The following is a 16,780-nucleotide window of genomic DNA, read 5'->3' on the forward strand; positions in this document are numbered from 1 at the left end:
TAAGCCATTCAGGGTTTAGGTAACGACCAGATAATTTAAGTTATCTTTGTTGTTCTCATTATTAGTGATTTGGATAAAAAACAAACGACTTTAAAGGATATTGCCGCAGAGCTTAATGTTTCTATTTCTACTGTTTCAAGAGCATTACAGGGCAATACACGTATAAGTGCGCAGACCAGGGAAAAAGTACTGGAGTTGGCGCAGGAGTATAATTATTTTCAGACAAAGCATATAAACCCTTATGCTAAAAAGAAGATTAAGGCCGTTGGCGTAATTGTACCCAGTATAAAATATCATTTGTACGCTATGGCCATTTCGGGCATAGAGCAAATCTTGGAGAAACATCAGATGCAAATAATCATTTGTCAATCTAATGAGTCGTACGAGAGGGAAAAAATACTGGTAAAGGAACTTATGGATATTGGCGTGGCGGGAATTATAGTTTCGTTGGCCAGTGAAAGCAAGGATTTTGACCATTTTTTAGAGGCTAAAAAAAGAAAGGTTCCGTTAGTGTTCTTTAATCGCCTTTGTGATGAGGTAGAATCGGATAAGGTGATTATTGATAACTTCAAAGCGGCTTACGATGCTACCCAGCATTTAATATCCGTGGGTTGTAAGCGGATTGCATATATTGGAGGTCCAAGAATTTTACAAATAAGCTCAACCCGACTTTTAGGCTACAAGAAGGCTTTACTGGATGCTAATATGTTGGTGGAGGAAAAGTTTATTGAAAATTCCGATTTTACTAGGGAAGGGAACCTTAGTACCGCAAGAAAATTACTGTATTCTCCGGAGCATCCGGACGGCGTTTTGGCCTTTAGTGATCAGGTGGCCATTGGTGTTATGTTAGCCGCGAAAGAACGAGGTCTAAAAATGGCAGAGGATATAGCCATCATCGGTTTTAATAATGAGCCTATAGACGAACTTTTGGAGCCTTCGCTTACTAGTATTGACCAACCTAGCTATCAGATGGGAGTAGAATCTGCAAAACTGATTATAGACCGAATTGAAGATTATGATAAAGAGGTGTCTCGAGTGGTCTTAAAATCAGAATTGGTGATCCGTAATTCTACCAACAAGAACAAGTTGTAGAAAAACAAATCACCAAAACCGATAGTCTTATATAATTAGTTCTTCTTTTGAACCAATATTACCCAGTCTTTGTCCTGGTCTTTGGGTGGGTTGCCCAGCGCCACTACACCTTTTGCATCAACCGAAGTTACGGAACCGTCCAATAGGTCTCCTCCGTTTCTAGGGTCGTACCACTTCACTGAAAACGTATTACCCGAATCTCCCAAATTAAGAGAAGTCGTTTCCTTTCCGGGATGTATATAAACTACATAAACCTCATCGGCTTTAGAAAAGCAGAATGAATCTGGATCTGTGGTTAAACCATCTGATGGCCGCATTTCCCAAAAAGGAAGGTAGTTTTCAAAAAAGAGTTTGGCATGTAGGTTTTGGTTCCAAAAAAGGTCCCTGCTCCTATAATCCTGACAGGTAAGGTCAGAATGCGGACTGGCATAACCAAAATACCATTCAACACCGTAGCCTCCTGCAAGTAAAGTTCCCCATAGCGCGTTGCCACGTGCATCATTATGTTCCATGTCTTCTGCGTCCGGTAAAAGGGCTATTTTGGCCTTTCCGGGCTCATCAACTGCAATGGCCCATTTTTTACCCGCATCATCGGCGTTTTTCATCCATTTAAGAACCCGTGGGTGCACATCTTTAAAATCGGCCTCACTTAGTTGAAGAGATGCTCCCGTAAGCGAAGATTGGTCACCTACCAGTTCTGCATAACGGTAATCTTGGTCAGGAAACGTATGTAATACCCGGTGTGTATTGTAAGGGTCTAACTTTGCCACATAATCCGTTACTTCCCTAACATTTTCTATGGGTTGGTTGTTCTCTTCACCTATATTCCAGTTCATGGCCAAATGATGCCCAAAACGGGCAATAAGTTCACGATAGTACAATTTGCCCTCAACACCAAAGACACCGTTATCCATTAGATGGTCGGTTTCGGTTTCATGGGTCTTGAAGTGCAGGAACATTCCTTTTCGTTCCCCATAGTCAAAAATACGTTCCCATTGCTCCAACTTTGAAATATCCAAGCGGGTTTTATGGAACATGGTCTGCCATGCTTTTTTGTTTTTCTTGTCACTGGCATATTTGGTGTACTCTTCTTCGGATACCTTTAAGCGATATGGAAAAACATTACGGTCATCACCATCAACGTTAAAAGTCAAAAATGAAAATACGTTAAGACCCTCTGAAGCCAAATAGTTAATGGCGCCTAGTAGGTTTTTACCTTTTTCCCCTTGCCATAATAGATCCTTGGCATCTTCGTTAAAATCTTTCCTGTGGGGCTCCCATGTCTTTAGTAAGTCTAACGCGTTGGTAGTGGCGTCAAAATCACTGTATGCCAAAATATTCTCTGGGGCGTCTACACCCACTTTAATGAAATATTTACCTGTTTCCTTAAATTTAAGATAGTGTTCACCTACATATTCCAACTTGCCTTTGGCCCTGTTGTCTATACCTGTTTTGTCAGATTCGGACACGGTAAAACTACCCGTAACACCATCCATATATTCTCCACTGGTGGCGCTGTTACTGGTATCTGCAACGGCAATATTGGTTCCTTTTTTAAAGGATGCCTTAAAATTCCAGTTTCCTGTAGTATTGGGAGCAAAACGTACAATCCATTTGTTTCCTTTTTCCGCTCCTGTTTCTGCAGCATTACCATCGGCCGCATAAAATCCGGGAACTACAAAGGTTTGATTGTTGTTGGTAAACGTAACGTCTAGACGGTAATCCAAAAAGGGGTTTACTTCGTTCATTTCATCCGTAGATGGGCCGTTAAAGACCAGTTCGATCTTATGCCATTTTTTTAGCTCGCCCTGAACGGTATACTCTGGTTCGGATTCGCATCCTGAAACCAAGGAAGTCAGAAAGAGCAAAGCGCTCAGGAAAAATGATGTTTTCATGTAAAGTCTGTTCATGTTTTCAGTTTTGAGTATGAGTTAATAGGTTGATGAAGTTACTTTGATTTATTTTTTTAAAGTTGAATTCGCATATGAAATAATGATGGCAATAAAAAGCGGTTTGCTTTATGGATTAATAAGAAAAAACTAAGCAGGAACATTTTGTATCGATCCTGTTTATTTCGGTTCGTTTTGAATATGCATAAATACAAAATTTTGCACAAATCACACATCCCAATCTATATTTTTCGGATAATTTATAGATTAATTTATATATATTTGCTCAAAATTCAACACAATTATCAATGCAAATGATATTTTGCGCAATATTTGCGCAAAAGCATTTGAACTACAATTAGAAAAAGATTAGAAATGGGAAAAACGTACAAAATCGCCGTAGTTAATGGCGACGGAATAGGGGCCGAAATCGTTCCTGCCGGTGTTTCCGTGCTGGATGCGGTAGCCACTAAATATGGCTTTGAACTAGATAAAGAGGAATTTCCTTTTGGAGCAGGATATTTTAAGGAGCATGGCAAGTTCATGTCAGATGACGCTCTTGAAACCTTAAAAAAATTCGATGCCATATTTTTTGGAGCAGTGGGTCTGCCAGAGGTAGACGATACGTTGCCAGCTAGAGATTACACCTTTCGCGTAAGAACTTCTTTTGAACAATACGTAAACTACAGACCTGTAAAATTGTTTCCAGGTATAGAAAGTCCGCTTCGCTATAAAACCGAAAAAGATATAGACTTTGTAGTTGTTCGCGAAAATAATGAAGGCGAGTTCGTACAGAGTGGAAAAATAATGCATGGGGATAAGCCCGGTGGTATGGCTATGGATATCAGTATTTTTACTAGATTCGGTATTGAGCGTATCGCACATTATTCATTTAAATTGGCGCGTAAGAGAAGAAGCAAGGTTACCAATGTTACCAAATCAAATACATTGATCAATAGCTTGGCCTATTGGGATAGGGTAATTGCAGAGGTTGCAGAGGAGTATCCGGATGTAGAATATAACAAAATGTACATAGACAATGCTTCGGCAAGTTTTGTATTGCGCCCGGAGATTTTTGACGTTATTTTGACTACAAACCTCTTTGGCGATATTTTATCCGATCTTGGTGGTGCCGTTATGGGAAGTTTAGGTCTTGGAGGTAGTGGAAATATTAACCCGGAGAAAGATTTTCCTTCTATGTTCGAGCCTATTCACGGTTCAGCACCGGATATTGCAGGGCAGAATATTGCTAATCCAATTGGTCAAATATGGTCGGCCGCTATTATGCTGGATCATTTAGGAGAGACCGAGGCGGCAAAGGAAATTATGGCCGGTATAGAGGCTACGACCGCAAAAGGTAATTTAACCAAAGATCTTCGTGGTACGGCTACTACGTCAGAAGTTGCAGAAAGCGTAGTTCAGTTTATAAACGCAACAAAATTATCAACTATATAAATTAGAATGATAGATAGGAAAATCATTGACCTCACTTTACCCATTGTATCCGGTGTAAAGGGCGTTTCTATAGACCAGGCCAAAACATTGGACAAAGATGGTTGGAACGCAACAACTTTACATTTGTATTCGCATAGCGGCACCCATATGGATGCTCCGGTACATTTTGAGGTCAATGATCAGACAATAGATCAATTACCGGTCGCTCGTTTTATTTCTGAAGCTTGGGTGATTAACCTTACGCATATCAAACCTAAAGAATCTATTACCGTAGCACATTTGGGCACTATTGCGGAAAAAGTAGAGGAAGGACAAAGTTTGCTCTTACATACGGGTTGGAGCAAAAAGTTGGGCACGGAAGAGTACCGTGATGCCTTACCTAGAATCAGCACCGAGCTTGCCCATTGGTTGGGTGAAAAAAAGGTAAATATACTTGGGGTTGAACCTCCTTCCGTAGCAGATGTCAACAATATCAAGGAGGTTACGGAGGTGCATACCATCTTAATGAAAAACGATATTATTATAGTTGAAGGACTTACTAATTTAGAAGCACTTTCTCAACCAAAAGTGACCCTTGTGGCACTACCTTTAAAGGTTGAAAATGGCGATGGTGCTCCCGCGCGTATCATTGCAATAGAAAATTGAACTTCATGTCGCATCCAGCACTTTTAAAATCTATTGAAGAAGGGGTTACGCTTTTGGGCTATGAGAAGGATATACGGTCAGAGCTTGCTCAAAACCCCAAATCCATTGTGGTTTTAGATGATGACCCAACAGGCACCCAAACCGTGTGCGATGTTCCCGTTATTACTGAATGGACCGAAGAGATTTTGGAAAACGAACTCTTGAAGAGTCCTATTTTCTTTATACTTACCAACTCCAGAAGTCTTCAAGTTGATAAAGCCGATGCCCTGGGAGAGCTCATAGGCTCACGGCTACAGAAATTGGCCAAGAAGCACCAAAAGAAACTTCTTATCATTAGCCGAAGCGATTCTACTTTAAGGGGGCATTACCCCAATGAAGTTGATGCCTTGGTAAAAGGAATGGGCTTAAACAAAATAAAGCATATTTTGGCACCTGCTTTTTTTGAGGGCGGACGCTATACGTATGAAGATGTTCATTATGTAAAGGAAGGAAATGAGTTTGTTCCTGCCGCAAAAACCCCTTTTGCAGCAGACAATACTTTTGGTTATTCAGCATCCAATTTAAAAGATTGGATTGTAGAAAAATCGGAAGGAAGGGTCAACAAATCACAGATTGCAAGTGTGTCTGTTCGAACGCTTAGAAATGCCACTTCCGAAGAAATAAAATCGATAATAGAACAACCAAAAACGACCCATATCATAGCGAACGCAACGTGTTATGCCGATTTGCAGGTCTTGGCGCTGGCCATTTTAAAAAGTAAGGACGCATTGGTTTTCAGGACGGCGGCTTCTTTTGTTAACGCCATTTCGGGTATTGCCCTAAAACCATGTTTGACAAAAAATGAAATCTTAAAGAATACGTCCTCCAATGGGGCACTGGTCGTAATTGGTTCCTATGTGCCAAAAACCACTGCACAGTTGGCGTATTTAAAGGAGAGAAGTAATGCTTTTTTCCTAGAATTGGATGTTACCCATATTTCCAATATTGAAGTTTTTTGCAACGAGCTGGTTCAACTGGTCCAAAAAGCAAACGATTACCTCAAGACCGGAGAGGATGTGGTGGTATTTACAAGTAGAAAAGTGATAAAAGGAGCTACAAAAAAGGAAAGCCTTGAAATTGTAAATCGGGTTTCCAATGCACTTATTTCCATTCTAAAAAAGGTAATGGTACGCCCAAAATATATTCTTGCCAAGGGCGGAATTACCTCTAGTGATGTAGCTACAAAAGGGCTTAATGTACGCCGAGCGAATGTCATGGGGCAAGTGCTAAAAGGGGTGCCTGTTTGGCAACTGGGTAAAGAGGCAAAATTTCCCGATATGCCTTACATCGTATTTCCAGGTAATGTTGGTGACGAGACAGCTTTACACGAATTGATTTCCTTATTGAAATAAAAAATATGAAGACACAAGGCTATTTTCCTAAAAGGTATTTTATGGTGGCAGGTACATTTCTGCTGGCCTTGCTTCTTTATGTAGATCGTGTCTGTATTTCTGTGGCCAAGGAGCCCATTTCTGCAATGTTGGACTTGAGTGATAAACAAATGGGTTGGGTCCTGGCGGCTTTTTCTCTAGGATATGCCCTTTTTCAAACTCCGGCCGGTATGCTGTCAGATTCTTTGGGACCGCGTAAAGTACTCTCCGCAATTGTAGCTATATGGTCCGTTTTTACGGCTTTAACGGGAGCAGCGTTTAACTTTATATCACTTCTCATTGTCCGCTTTCTTTTTGGGGCGGGAGAGGCCGGTGCCTTTCCAGGTATGTCCCGAGCTATTTATACGTGGATTCCTCTACAGGAAAGAGGTCTTGTAACCGGCATTAATTTTTCGGGTTCTCGGTTGGGCGCGGCATTTGCGCTTCCAGTAGTAGCTTGGATGATAGATGATTTTGGATGGAGGGTCTCCTTTGTTATTTTGGGTGTTATAGGGGTGCTTTGGGCCGTTGCTTGGTATGTGCTTTTTAGGGATATGCCGGAAGAACATCCCCATGTTTCGGATAAAGAAAAGGAATTTATCCTATCAACAAGACAACAACAGGATACTAAAACAAAGGCCGAAAAAATTAACATGGGAGACCTGTTAAAATCCAAAAATATATGGTTGGCCATGGGGCAATACTTTTGCAGCAATTTCACCTTTTTCTTTGCCCTTACATGGCTGTTTCCGCACGTTAAGAGTGAGTACGGCCTAAATACTATGGAAGCTGGCATATACACAGCAATACCTTTGGTTTTTGGTGCTTTTGGAAATTGGACTTCCGGGGCCCTAAGTGATCGTATTTATAAAAAGGGGAACTGGGACATGTCTCGTATTGTTCCGGCATCAATTGGGTTCTTTCTAGCCGCTGTAGGACTTATTGGAAGTATTTATATGGATACTGTTGAAGGCGCAATCCTATTTTTAAGTCTGGCTATTTTTGGTGCCGATATGACATTGCCGTCTTCTTGGGCCTTTTGTGTAGATATTGGAAAAGAACATTCCGGAGCCGTATCCGGTACAATGAACATGGCCGGAAATATTGGAGCATTTTTGACCGCATTGGCGTTTCCGTACCTGCAGTCCTGGACAGAATCTACCACGCCGTTCTTTGTAGTGGGCGCAGTATTGAATACTATTGCAATTGTAATGTGGTTCAATATGAAGCCTCAAAGGCATTTTAGTACATATTAAATAGGGAGCATGGCAAAATTAAAGGGAGTTTGTATAGGTGCTGGCTATTTTAGCCAGTTTCATTTTGAAGCTTGGAAAAGAATTGATGCGGTTGATATTGTTGGTGTTTGCGATTCGGTGAAAGAACGAGCGGAGGATATAGTTGACACCTATGGTTTTAAGAAGGCCTATACTAGCGTTGAGGAAATGTTCCGGAATGAAAAGCCGGACTTTGTAGATATTATTACACCTCCCGAAAGTCATTTAGAGCTTTGTAAATTAGCGGCGGCACATAACATTCATATCATTTGTCAAAAACCTTTGGCACCTACTTTAGAAGAAGCCCAAGAGATTGAAGCGCTTATTGCAGGTTCGGAGGTTAGGATGATGGTACACGAAAATTTCCGGTTTCAGCCTTGGCACCGGGAACTCAAAAAGCTTTTGGACGCAGGAACAATTGGCTCCAAATTACACACCATAAATTTGCGAATGAGAATGGGAGACGGTTGGCAGACCGATGCCTATATGAATAGACAGCCCTATTTTAGGGAAATGGAGCGTTTGCTGATCTACGAAACAGGAATTCACTTTATAGACGTGTTCAGATACTTGGCAGGAGAAATCACACAGGTATACGCTAAACTCAGAACGCTTAACAACAACATTAAAGGAGAAGATTTTGCTTGGGTAAATTTTGATTTTGCGAACGGAGGCTTGGGCTTTTTGGATGCCAATAGGTACAATGAAAACACTTCCGAAGATCCAAGGTTAACTTTTGGTGCCGTACTTATTGAAGGGGACAAAGGTAGTTTACGACTTTATGATGACGGTAAGATTACGGTTCAACTTTTAGGCGAGAAAGAACGTCCGCATCAGTATATTTTCAAGAAACAGAACTTTGCAGGCGATTGTGTCTTTGCTACCCAACAACACTTTATTGCAAACCTCCAATCTGGAGCGCCTTTTGAAACGGATGTTTCTAATTATATTCCTAATATTTCGGTTTTGGAGAAAATCTACGAATCCAGCCGAAAGGGTCTTCCGCTTCAGGTTTAAATTTATTTTTTTGGGTTAATTTTTGGTTGGGATTTACAACGGGTATACTGTTATTTACGCCGTAAGTTTATCACCTTTGTATCGACTTATATGTTCCTCTTATGACTAACTTTTTACAAACCGCTAGACTACATTGGTTTGAGGTTTTATAGTCTGGCGTTTGTAGGTTTTAAGAGGGGTTTATTTCACAATTTTGAACGTATATCGTAATGAAGATGATAGATAAGAAGATACCATATTCCATATTAGAATTGGCAACCGTTGGAGCCGGTTTTAAGCCTAAGGAAGTTTTTGATAATAGTCTTGAATTGGCACAAAAGGCCGAGGAGTTTGGATACAACCGTTTTTGGTTGGCCGAACACCATAACATGTTAAGCATTGCCAGTTCTGCAACTGCAGTACTTATGGGGCATATTGCCGGAGGAACCAAAAAAATACGTGTTGGGTCCGGGGGTATTATGTTGCCCAATCATTCATCTCTGCTCATAGCTGAGCAGTTTGGTACCTTGGCGTCATTATATCCTGATCGGATAGATTTAGGGTTGGGTAGAGCTCCTGGTACGGATCAGGTAACGGCAAATGCCATTCGTCCAGATAGAATGCAGGCCGTGTATCGTTTTCCTGAAGAAATGCATAACATTCAGCAGTATTTTTCAAAAGAGAACCAAAATGCCAAGGTTAGGGTACCCATTGCCGAAGGCGTAGAGGTACCCATCTATATTTTAGGTTCCAGTACGGATAGTGCGCATTTAGCCGCAAAAGAAGGGCTTCCTTATGTGTTTGCTAGTCACTTTGCTCCTAGTCAACTCTTGGAGGCTTTGAATATTTATTACAACAATTTTCAGCCTTCTAAATACTTGAACGAACCGTATACTATGGCGGGTATAAATGTTGTGGCCGCAGAAACGGATGAGGAGGCAGATACCATTTCTACTTCTATGTTGCGCTTAATGTTGGGCGTGATGACAGGAAAGATAGATTATATGCAACCGCCGGTGAAAATGACGGCAGAACTTAAACAGATTTCCGTAGACCCTGCTTTTCAGCGAATGTTGAAGTATGCTTTTGTGGGAAGTAAAGCTACGGTAAAAGAGAAAACAGCGGAATTTATAAAACAGACGGGCGTAAACGAGATTATTGTGGTCTCACATATTTATAATCAGCAAGATAGAATAAATTCATTCCGACTTTTTTCCGAGGTTATGCAGGAATTATAGGCAAATCTGGTGTTAAAAGATAGAGACTTGCTCCGCATATTCGATTGCGAAAGATTTTTGTTTATTTGAATTAACTAATTTTGAATTGATTACCTTTCTTTGGATACTTTAAACCTACCCAAATGGAGTTGCCAAAAATTCTTTTAGCAGGGCTTGTTGGTACTACTTTGATGACTGCTTTCAGTTATTTGGTGGGGCAATTGTGCGATGCTGAACTTGGCGAGCCCAAACTTCTCAATAAATTCTTGGACCGTTCCAAACGCTTAGACATTGAAGTTGCAGAGGATAGTATTTGGGGCTGGATATTCCACTATCTAACGGGCTTTCTTTTTGCAGGGGCTATGGCGGCCTATTTCTGTTTAACGGAAAATCACCCTACATGGTGGTTGGCCATTGTTCTTGGATGTATATTGGGGCTATTTGGTGTGCTGGGTTGGTTGACCATGATACGGTTTCATAGTGCTCCGCCCAAAATAGAATTGCAACTGTTTCTAATTCAGCTAGTGGGTGCCCATATCATTTTTGGCCTTGGGGCAACCTTTGTTTTTAGACTTTGGGCAACGTGGTACACTTTGTAATCGTGTATAGGCTTAGTTAGGGTCCTTGTCTTTTTTGCTGACCAAACCTTTGGTAAACTCGTTTAAGGTTTCTACTTTTTCTTCAAAGTCACCTTTAATTGTTTTTCTAAATTCGTTGAGGTTCTTCACTAGGTCGTCTATATTTTCAGGGATGACATCCTCAAAAAACTGACGCAAACGTTTAGCTGTGGTAGGCGATTTTCCGTTAGTAGAAATAGCCACTTTTACGTTTCCTTTGGTAACGATCCCGCCCATATAAAAATCACAGAAAGGAGGGTTGTCCGCTACGTTTACCAAGATGCTCTCCGCCCTACAATCATGGTATACTTGTTCGTTTACTTTTACCTTATCGGTAGTAGCAACGACCATGTGTTTGCTTTTCAAGAAAGATTTATTATAGTCGCTTAAATGCATAACAATGCCAAATTTGGTCGCGAGAGCAATAGTTTCTTCCCTGTAAAAAGGGGATACCATTTCCACTTGGGCACTAGGACTTGATTTTAATAGGAAAGTCAATTTTTCCAGGGCTACGTTTCCGCCGCCCACGATTAAAATATTTAGATTGGATACTTTAAGAAATACGGGGTACAGTTCATTCCGCTCCATGTTCTTCTTTTTTTTCTGTTTTATAATTTATAGTGACACGAGTGCCTTCACCGGGAATAGAATTTATAAATAGCCTACCGTTAATATAGTCTATGCGCTCTTTCATAAAAAAGAGTCCCATTCCGCCTTCACTATTGTTTTTAGGTACTTGACCCAAAATGGAATCGTCAAAACCTTTGCCGTCATCGTCAATAACAACACTTAAGATATCGTCTTTATAATTAATGGTCACCAAAATATAATTGGCTTCGGCATATTTTATGGCATTGTTTACCGCCTCTTGTACTACTCTATAGACATTGGTTTCGGCCAAGGAGTCAAACCTAATGTGTTCATCGGTACGGTTATCAAAAAGAATAGTTTTACCCGTGAGTTTAGAAAGCTCGGCAGTCATTTTTTGAAGTGCCGGAAAAATACCGTGATCGCTCAGTTCCGGTGGTGTTAGGTTAAAAGTTGCCGTACGCACACCCTTTATCAAATCTGAAGTCAAAGTTTTTAAATAGGCAATCTTTTCAATGGTCTTAGCCTTGTTTTCAGGGTCAATGGATTCTATATTGAATTTTAAGGCGGTCAACATTTGGCCAATACCATCATGAATGTCCTTTGCAATCCGTTTTCTCTCTTCTTCCTGGCCCTCAACAATTTGGCTTGCCTGTACTTTTTTCTGTAACATGCGAGCTTCAAAGTTCTGTTGGGTAAGCTGCTCTACTTTTATGCTGTTTTCTTTCCGTTCCGTAATATCCGAACATAGAATTAGAATACTCTGTTGTCTACTGGATTGATGCATGGGTACTATGGACATATCCAGCCAAAAGTGTTTTCCTTTTAGGGTAGTGATTTTTATCTCTTCTGTACGGATTACGTTTTTTCTATTGTTCTTTAGAACCTCCCTGAGGTATTCTTGCTGGCCTTGATCGGCAGTTAGAATTTCGGAAAGGGGCTTGTTCAGTTGCTTTTCGGTTATCCCTAATAGCTCTAGGAATTTTTTACTTATAAAAACGATGCTCCCATCTTTTCTGGTACTGGCAAACAATGCGGCATTGTCTATTACAAAGTTAAGCTCCTGTAGTTCCTGAAGGGATTTTTCCTTTTCCGAATAAAGCTGCTGAACCTCTTTTGCCCGTGCTTCCGAGTTTACTTGGTTTTGCATTAAATCGCCAATGGTCTTTCTAATTTGTAAAGAAAGAGGGCGAAAAATGAACAATATTTCTAACAATAATATGAGCAATGAAATGCCAAGTAGAACATATTCCTTTCGCTTAAGGATTTTTAACTGTTCCTTGCTCCGTTGGTCGTATTGGTTTACGATATCGTCCATCAATTGAAGAAAACTGTTCTCATTTTGGAGAACTACGGCAACATTTTCTTCTAGATTGGCCTTGTCTAGACTTTTATCATGGTAGGATTGGATTATCTTTTCTGCGGCCCCTACCATGGCCGCATGATGGGGTTCTAACTTCTGGAATAACTCTAGTATTTCAATATTGGTCTCTTTAGGAATTCCTATTTCCGCATCTCCATTTTGTAATGCCAAATGGGAGTGTTTCCAAATTGAAATGGTTTTAGAGAGGGCCGTTACATTTTTGGTAATGGAATTACTTGGAAACGCATCTTTTATGAGCAATAATTCTTTGGTCAATTTTTGACTATAGGCCCGTTGGAAACCCGCCACGTTAATGACGCGCGAATCACTCAGCTGCGAATTAAGGTGCAACTGAATTAGAATTTGAGAGACTATAATGGTAATTGCAATACCTGCCAAAGCCCATAGGTACCACTTTCTTATACTTAGAAAGGTTTCAGAGTCAAGCGGTAATTGGCTTTTTTCTTTTGACATGGTACATGGGTACTATTGCTATTCCTTAAATTAACCTGCAATGGCTTTTGAAACCAACTCCAGTGAATTCTTGGAAAGGGGCAGTTTTAATGCGGCTTCATGCCCTTCTTCGGACATTTTTCGCCATGTTTTTTGAAGAATGTCAATTACCTTGGCCTCATCGTGCTGAGACGCAAAGGGCTCAAAATAATGCTCAAGGAACACCAAGCAAATAACATCTTCTAAGGTTTGTGTGTCCTCATTTTTCTTTAATTGTTTCTTCTCCAATAAAAAAGCGACCTTCTCAATGGTTTCTTGATCGTAACCCACTTCTTCAAGAATAGCAGAAGCTTTTTGGGCATGGAATTTTTTTAGGTCCTGGCGCCATTTAAGATACCCCGTACGGTTCATTTCATAAGATTCCCGTGGAATTTCCCATCTGCATATATGTTGACATCTTGCCGTTAATTGCAAGGCTTCTGATGCTTTGGGGGCAAAGTCGTTCAGTTTTTCCGTCATACGAAGTGCATAAAGCAATTCTTTGGGATATGTTTTCCCAGAAGGGGTTATTTCTGTATGGGGATCTTGCTCGTTTGCCTTATCGAACAAAGAAAAGGCTTGCTGTAATTTATCGGAAATGGCCATAAGTTTAATTTTGGTCTAAGATACAAATACCTTGAGACCTGTAGAGAATCTATTGCATGGCTATAACGTCTTTCTAAAGATTTGCCGAAAAAATCACTTATTCCGAAAAGCCAACGAACACAAACTCCCCTTCTACCTTAACCGGATAGGTAGCAATTGCATCCAAGCTCCCGTTTAGGTTTTCTCCTGTTTTTAGCGAAAACGTATTCTTATGAAGCGGACATGCTACTTTTGGTTGCATATCTTCCTCTCCGATCATTCCACGGGAAAGGACCATTTCCATTTTATGCGGACAAAGATTCTGGCACGCGTACCAAGTGGCTTGGCGTGTAAAATTGAAAATGGCAATTTGTTTGTCCTTATATTTTATACATGCCCCGCCATTTTTTGGAAATTTACTAGAGGGTCCTGCTTTAAACCAGACTTTTACGTTATCTGGCTGTACGGTTTCATATGTACTTAGATTTGCGATCATAATGTTGTTTTTAGTTTGGGATTACTCTGTTTGTCACTTTTTTTCGTGATTTTCAAGTTCTTTTAAGCCCATTCTTTAGGCATCTTTTGATCACGAAGAGATACGAATTCTATATTATCATCCGGTTCGTCCGAGTTAATGAAGTGGGTATACCGTTCCCTTATTTCTGGAGTTTCTACGGCTTCTTTCCACTCACATTTATAGGTATCAACAAATTTTTGCATATCGGCATCCAATTCTTCCGCAATGCCTAATGAGTCATTGATAACTACGTTTTTAAGATAGGTAATGCCGCCTTCCAGTTTGTCTAGCCAAGCCGCGGTTCTTGTAAGTGGCGGAGCTGTTTTTATATAGAACATCATAAAACGGTCTACATATGTAATGGCAGTTTCCTTGTCCACTTTTTCGGCCAGTAGCTCGGCATGTTTTGGATTGGCCCCACCGTTTCCGCCTACGTAAACATTCCATCCGCCTTCAACGGCAATGAATCCAAAATCTTTACCTCGGGCTTCGGCACATTCGCGGATGCATCCGGAAACCCCGCCTTTAAATTTATGGGGAGAGCGTATACCCTTGTACCTGTTTTCAATTTCTATGGCAAAACTTACGCTTTCGTCCATTCCGTATCGGCACCAAGTAGAACCAACACAACTCTTTACCGTACGTAGCGATTTTCCATAAGCCTGACCGGTTTCAAAACCTTCGGCAATAAGTTCTTCCCAAATAAGGGGCAGCTCGTGCAATTTAGCACCGAACATATCAATACGTTGTCCTCCCGTTATTTTTGTGTACAAGTCGTACTTCTTGGCAATCCTGCCCATGGCCATTAACTGCTTGGGCGAAATTTCACCTCCAGCTACCCTAGGAACAACTGAGTAGGTTCCGTTACGCTGTATATTGGCCAAATAACGATCGTTGCTATCCTGTATGGTTTCTTGACGGTTGGCCGTTTCATTGTATATACTGGCAAAAATTGAAGCGGCCAAGGGTTTGCAGACCTCACAGCCATGTCCTTTTCCTACTTCGTCCAGCAATTGGTCATAATCTTTAATATCCTTAAGCTTAACTATATCAAAAAGTTCTTGTCTGGAGTAGTCAAAATGCTCGCAGATGCTTTCTTTAACCGTTTTTCCTAAGCTTTTTAGACTTTCTTTTACCAGATCGGCAACCATGGGCTTACATCCTCCACAGCCTGTTGTGGCTTTGGTTGCTTTGGCTACGTCCTTTACGGTTTCATTACCATCGTCTATTACGGAACAGCAAACGGCTCCTTTGGTGACAGCTTCACAGGAACAGATTACGGCCGTGTCCGGTAAATCCATGGCGCTGCCAAATGCGGAACCTCCTTCGCCACGGGCACCAACAATGAGCTCTTCGGCATTATCGGGCAAGGGAATATTGTTAAGGTACATTTGGTGTAGAATGCTATAATCCTCTGCATCGCCTACCATAATTCCTCCTAATAGGGTTTTGCCATCGTGACTTACGTTTATACGTTTGTACAACCCTTTAGTCTTGTTCTCATAAATAATAGAAAGGCCCTTGTCCGCTGGCATATAAGGTATTCCAAAACTAGCCACGTCAACACCGATCAGTTTTAGTTTTGTGGACATGTCAATTTCTGAGCGCATTACCACTTCGGAGCTCTCTATAATTTGGTTTACGGCCACTTCGGCCATTTCATAACCTGGGGCTACGAGTCCGTAAATCATTTGGTTGTACAGTGCCACTTCGCCAATAGCGAATATATTAGGGTCCGAGGTCTGCATTCTGTCATTTACAACAATGCCACCGCGAACACCCATTTCTAGATTACAAGTTTTTCCGAGTTCATCACGAGGTCTAATACCTGCTGAAATTACGAGCATGTCTACTTCTAAGGTATCATCTTCGCCAAAGTCCATTCCTGTAATGGCCCCGTTTCCTAGAATACGGTTTGTAGCTTTTCCGGAATGTATGTTAATGCCCATATTCTCTAAGGTAAGTTGAAGGACATTGCTACTTCGAGAATCCAGTTGTCTTGGCATAAGTTTAGGGGCATACTCTACAACATGGGGTTCAAGACCCATGTCCATCACGGCTTTACCTGCTTCTAACCCCAAAAGACCACCGCCTAATATTGCCGCACGACCATTAGATTTTTTTGCTTTAATCTTTTCTGCATAGTTAAGCATGGCTTCCAGGTCCTCTATGGTGCGGTATACGAAGACACCTTCTTTCTCTACTCCGTTTATAGGAGGTACAAAAGGACTTGAGCCTGTGGCCAGTACTAAGTAGTCGTATGCATATTCTTTATCGCTTCCAGTGGTTATCGTTTTTGTTTTACGGTGAATGTCCGTAACACGTTCATTAACGATCAGTTCTATCTTATTTTCTGTATACCAGCTCATAGGGGCAAGTTCCAAGGCTTTGGCATCCCTATTTCCAAAGAACTCACTTAGGTGTACACGATCGTACGCCGCTCTTGGTTCCTCACCGAAAACGATAATCTTAAAATTTTCAGATTCTTCTCGGGCTGCGATTTTCTCACAGAACTTATATCCGACCATGCCGTTTCCGACAACAATAATGGTTTTCATAGGCTTCGATTTTAAACTACTTAGCAATATTACGTATAAATACGTATAAAACATCTATTTTTATCGAAATAATTACGTAGTTT

Annotated in this window: 14 protein-coding genes; 8 read left to right on the forward strand and 6 right to left on the reverse strand. The window is 40.9% G+C overall.

Features of this window, described 5'->3' with window-relative positions:
• Positions 1-69 precede the first annotated feature (69 nt).
• Complete coding sequence (locus H9565_RS02055) at positions 70-1,092, forward strand: LacI family DNA-binding transcriptional regulator (RefSeq protein WP_215436882.1); 1,023 nt, start codon at positions 70-72, stop codon at positions 1,090-1,092.
• 35 nt (positions 1,093-1,127) lie between these two features.
• On the opposite strand, the gene H9565_RS02060 is transcribed toward H9565_RS02055, so the two are convergent.
• A complete protein-coding gene (locus tag H9565_RS02060; protein WP_246560214.1) occupies positions 1,128-3,002 on the reverse strand; it encodes a DUF5060 domain-containing protein in 1,875 nt (624 codons plus the stop codon).
• 354 nt (positions 3,003-3,356) lie between these two features.
• Between H9565_RS02060 and H9565_RS02065 the strand changes: the two genes are divergently transcribed.
• The 7 genes from H9565_RS02065 (at position 3,357) to H9565_RS02095 (ending at position 10,576) form a co-directional block, all read left to right on the forward strand.
• Entirely contained in the window at positions 3,357-4,436 is a 1,080-nt protein-coding gene (locus H9565_RS02065) for a tartrate dehydrogenase (protein ID WP_215436885.1), read from the forward strand.
• A gap of 6 nt (positions 4,437-4,442) precedes the next feature.
• Positions 4,443-5,081, forward strand: coding sequence for a cyclase family protein (locus tag H9565_RS02070; RefSeq protein WP_215436888.1), 639 nt, complete (start codon positions 4,443-4,445; stop codon positions 5,079-5,081).
• Positions 5,082-5,086: 5 nt separating this feature from the next.
• Positions 5,087-6,472, forward strand: coding sequence for a four-carbon acid sugar kinase family protein (locus H9565_RS02075; protein WP_215436892.1), 1,386 nt, complete (start codon positions 5,087-5,089; stop codon positions 6,470-6,472).
• Between the two features lie 5 nt (positions 6,473-6,477).
• Positions 6,478-7,746 carry an MFS transporter gene (locus tag H9565_RS02080; RefSeq protein WP_215436895.1) on the forward strand — a complete coding sequence of 423 codons (1,269 nt, stop codon included), beginning with the start codon at positions 6,478-6,480 and terminating at the stop codon, positions 7,744-7,746.
• A 9-nt stretch (positions 7,747-7,755) separates the two neighbouring features.
• Positions 7,756-8,781, forward strand: a complete 1,026-nt coding sequence (locus H9565_RS02085; protein WP_215436898.1) for a Gfo/Idh/MocA family protein — start codon at positions 7,756-7,758, stop codon at positions 8,779-8,781.
• Positions 8,782-8,996: 215 nt separating this feature from the next.
• Entirely contained in the window at positions 8,997-9,998 is a 1,002-nt protein-coding gene (locus tag H9565_RS02090) for an LLM class flavin-dependent oxidoreductase (RefSeq protein ID WP_215438199.1), read from the forward strand.
• A 122-nt stretch (positions 9,999-10,120) separates the two neighbouring features.
• Positions 10,121-10,576 carry a hypothetical protein gene (locus tag H9565_RS02095; protein WP_215436901.1) on the forward strand — a complete coding sequence of 152 codons (456 nt, stop codon included), beginning with the start codon at positions 10,121-10,123 and terminating at the stop codon, positions 10,574-10,576.
• Positions 10,577-10,588: 12 nt separating this feature from the next.
• On the opposite strand, the gene H9565_RS02100 is transcribed toward H9565_RS02095, so the two are convergent.
• From H9565_RS02100 to nirB, 5 genes are all read right to left on the reverse strand, one after another.
• Positions 10,589-11,182, reverse strand: coding sequence for a precorrin-2 dehydrogenase/sirohydrochlorin ferrochelatase family protein (locus H9565_RS02100; protein WP_215436905.1), 594 nt, complete (start codon positions 11,180-11,182; stop codon positions 10,589-10,591).
• Positions 11,169-13,019 (reverse strand): ATP-binding protein, encoded by a 1,851-nt coding sequence (locus tag H9565_RS02105; protein WP_215436908.1) that lies wholly within the window; start codon positions 13,017-13,019, stop codon positions 11,169-11,171. The genes H9565_RS02100 and H9565_RS02105 overlap by 14 nt, the downstream gene beginning before the upstream one ends.
• Positions 13,020-13,049: 30 nt before the next feature.
• Positions 13,050-13,643, reverse strand: coding sequence for a DUF4202 domain-containing protein (locus H9565_RS02110; protein WP_215436911.1), 594 nt, complete (start codon positions 13,641-13,643; stop codon positions 13,050-13,052).
• A 97-nt stretch (positions 13,644-13,740) separates the two neighbouring features.
• On the reverse strand, positions 13,741-14,118 hold the full coding sequence (gene nirD / locus H9565_RS02115) for a nitrite reductase small subunit NirD (protein ID WP_215436914.1): 378 nt from the start codon (positions 14,116-14,118) through the stop codon (positions 13,741-13,743).
• 62 nt (positions 14,119-14,180) lie between these two features.
• Entirely contained in the window at positions 14,181-16,697 is a 2,517-nt protein-coding gene (gene nirB / locus H9565_RS02120) for a nitrite reductase large subunit NirB (protein WP_215436917.1), read from the reverse strand.
• Positions 16,698-16,780 lie beyond the last annotated feature (83 nt).

The organism is Zobellia russellii, from assembly GCF_018728565.1.
Taxonomy (GTDB): Bacteria; Bacteroidota; Bacteroidia; order Flavobacteriales; family Flavobacteriaceae; genus Zobellia; species Zobellia russellii.

What these genes read in the sequence shown, in the direction of transcription:
- H9565_RS02060 (WP_246560214.1), bottom strand. Translation starts at nt 3,002, where the DNA reads ATGAACAGACTTTACATGAAAACATCATTTTTCCTGAGCGCTTTGCTC.
- H9565_RS02065 (WP_215436885.1), top strand. Translation starts at nt 3,357, where the DNA reads ATGGGAAAAACGTACAAAATCGCCGTAGTTAATGGCGACGGAATAGGG.
- H9565_RS02070 (WP_215436888.1), top strand. Translation starts at nt 4,443, where the DNA reads ATGATAGATAGGAAAATCATTGACCTCACTTTACCCATTGTATCCGGT.
- H9565_RS02075 (WP_215436892.1), top strand. Translation starts at nt 5,087, where the DNA reads ATGTCGCATCCAGCACTTTTAAAATCTATTGAAGAAGGGGTTACGCTT.
- H9565_RS02080 (WP_215436895.1), top strand. Translation starts at nt 6,478, where the DNA reads ATGAAGACACAAGGCTATTTTCCTAAAAGGTATTTTATGGTGGCAGGT.
- H9565_RS02085 (WP_215436898.1), top strand. Translation starts at nt 7,756, where the DNA reads ATGGCAAAATTAAAGGGAGTTTGTATAGGTGCTGGCTATTTTAGCCAG.
- H9565_RS02090 (WP_215438199.1), top strand. Translation starts at nt 8,997, where the DNA reads ATGATAGATAAGAAGATACCATATTCCATATTAGAATTGGCAACCGTT.
- H9565_RS02095 (WP_215436901.1), top strand. Translation starts at nt 10,121, where the DNA reads ATGGAGTTGCCAAAAATTCTTTTAGCAGGGCTTGTTGGTACTACTTTG.
- H9565_RS02100 (WP_215436905.1), bottom strand. Translation starts at nt 11,182, where the DNA reads ATGGAGCGGAATGAACTGTACCCCGTATTTCTTAAAGTATCCAATCTA.
- H9565_RS02105 (WP_215436908.1), bottom strand. Translation starts at nt 13,019, where the DNA reads ATGTCAAAAGAAAAAAGCCAATTACCGCTTGACTCTGAAACCTTTCTA.
- H9565_RS02110 (WP_215436911.1), bottom strand. Translation starts at nt 13,643, where the DNA reads ATGGCCATTTCCGATAAATTACAGCAAGCCTTTTCTTTGTTCGATAAG.
- nirD (WP_215436914.1), bottom strand. Translation starts at nt 14,118, where the DNA reads ATGATCGCAAATCTAAGTACATATGAAACCGTACAGCCAGATAACGTA.
- nirB (WP_215436917.1), bottom strand. Translation starts at nt 16,697, where the DNA reads ATGAAAACCATTATTGTTGTCGGAAACGGCATGGTCGGATATAAGTTC.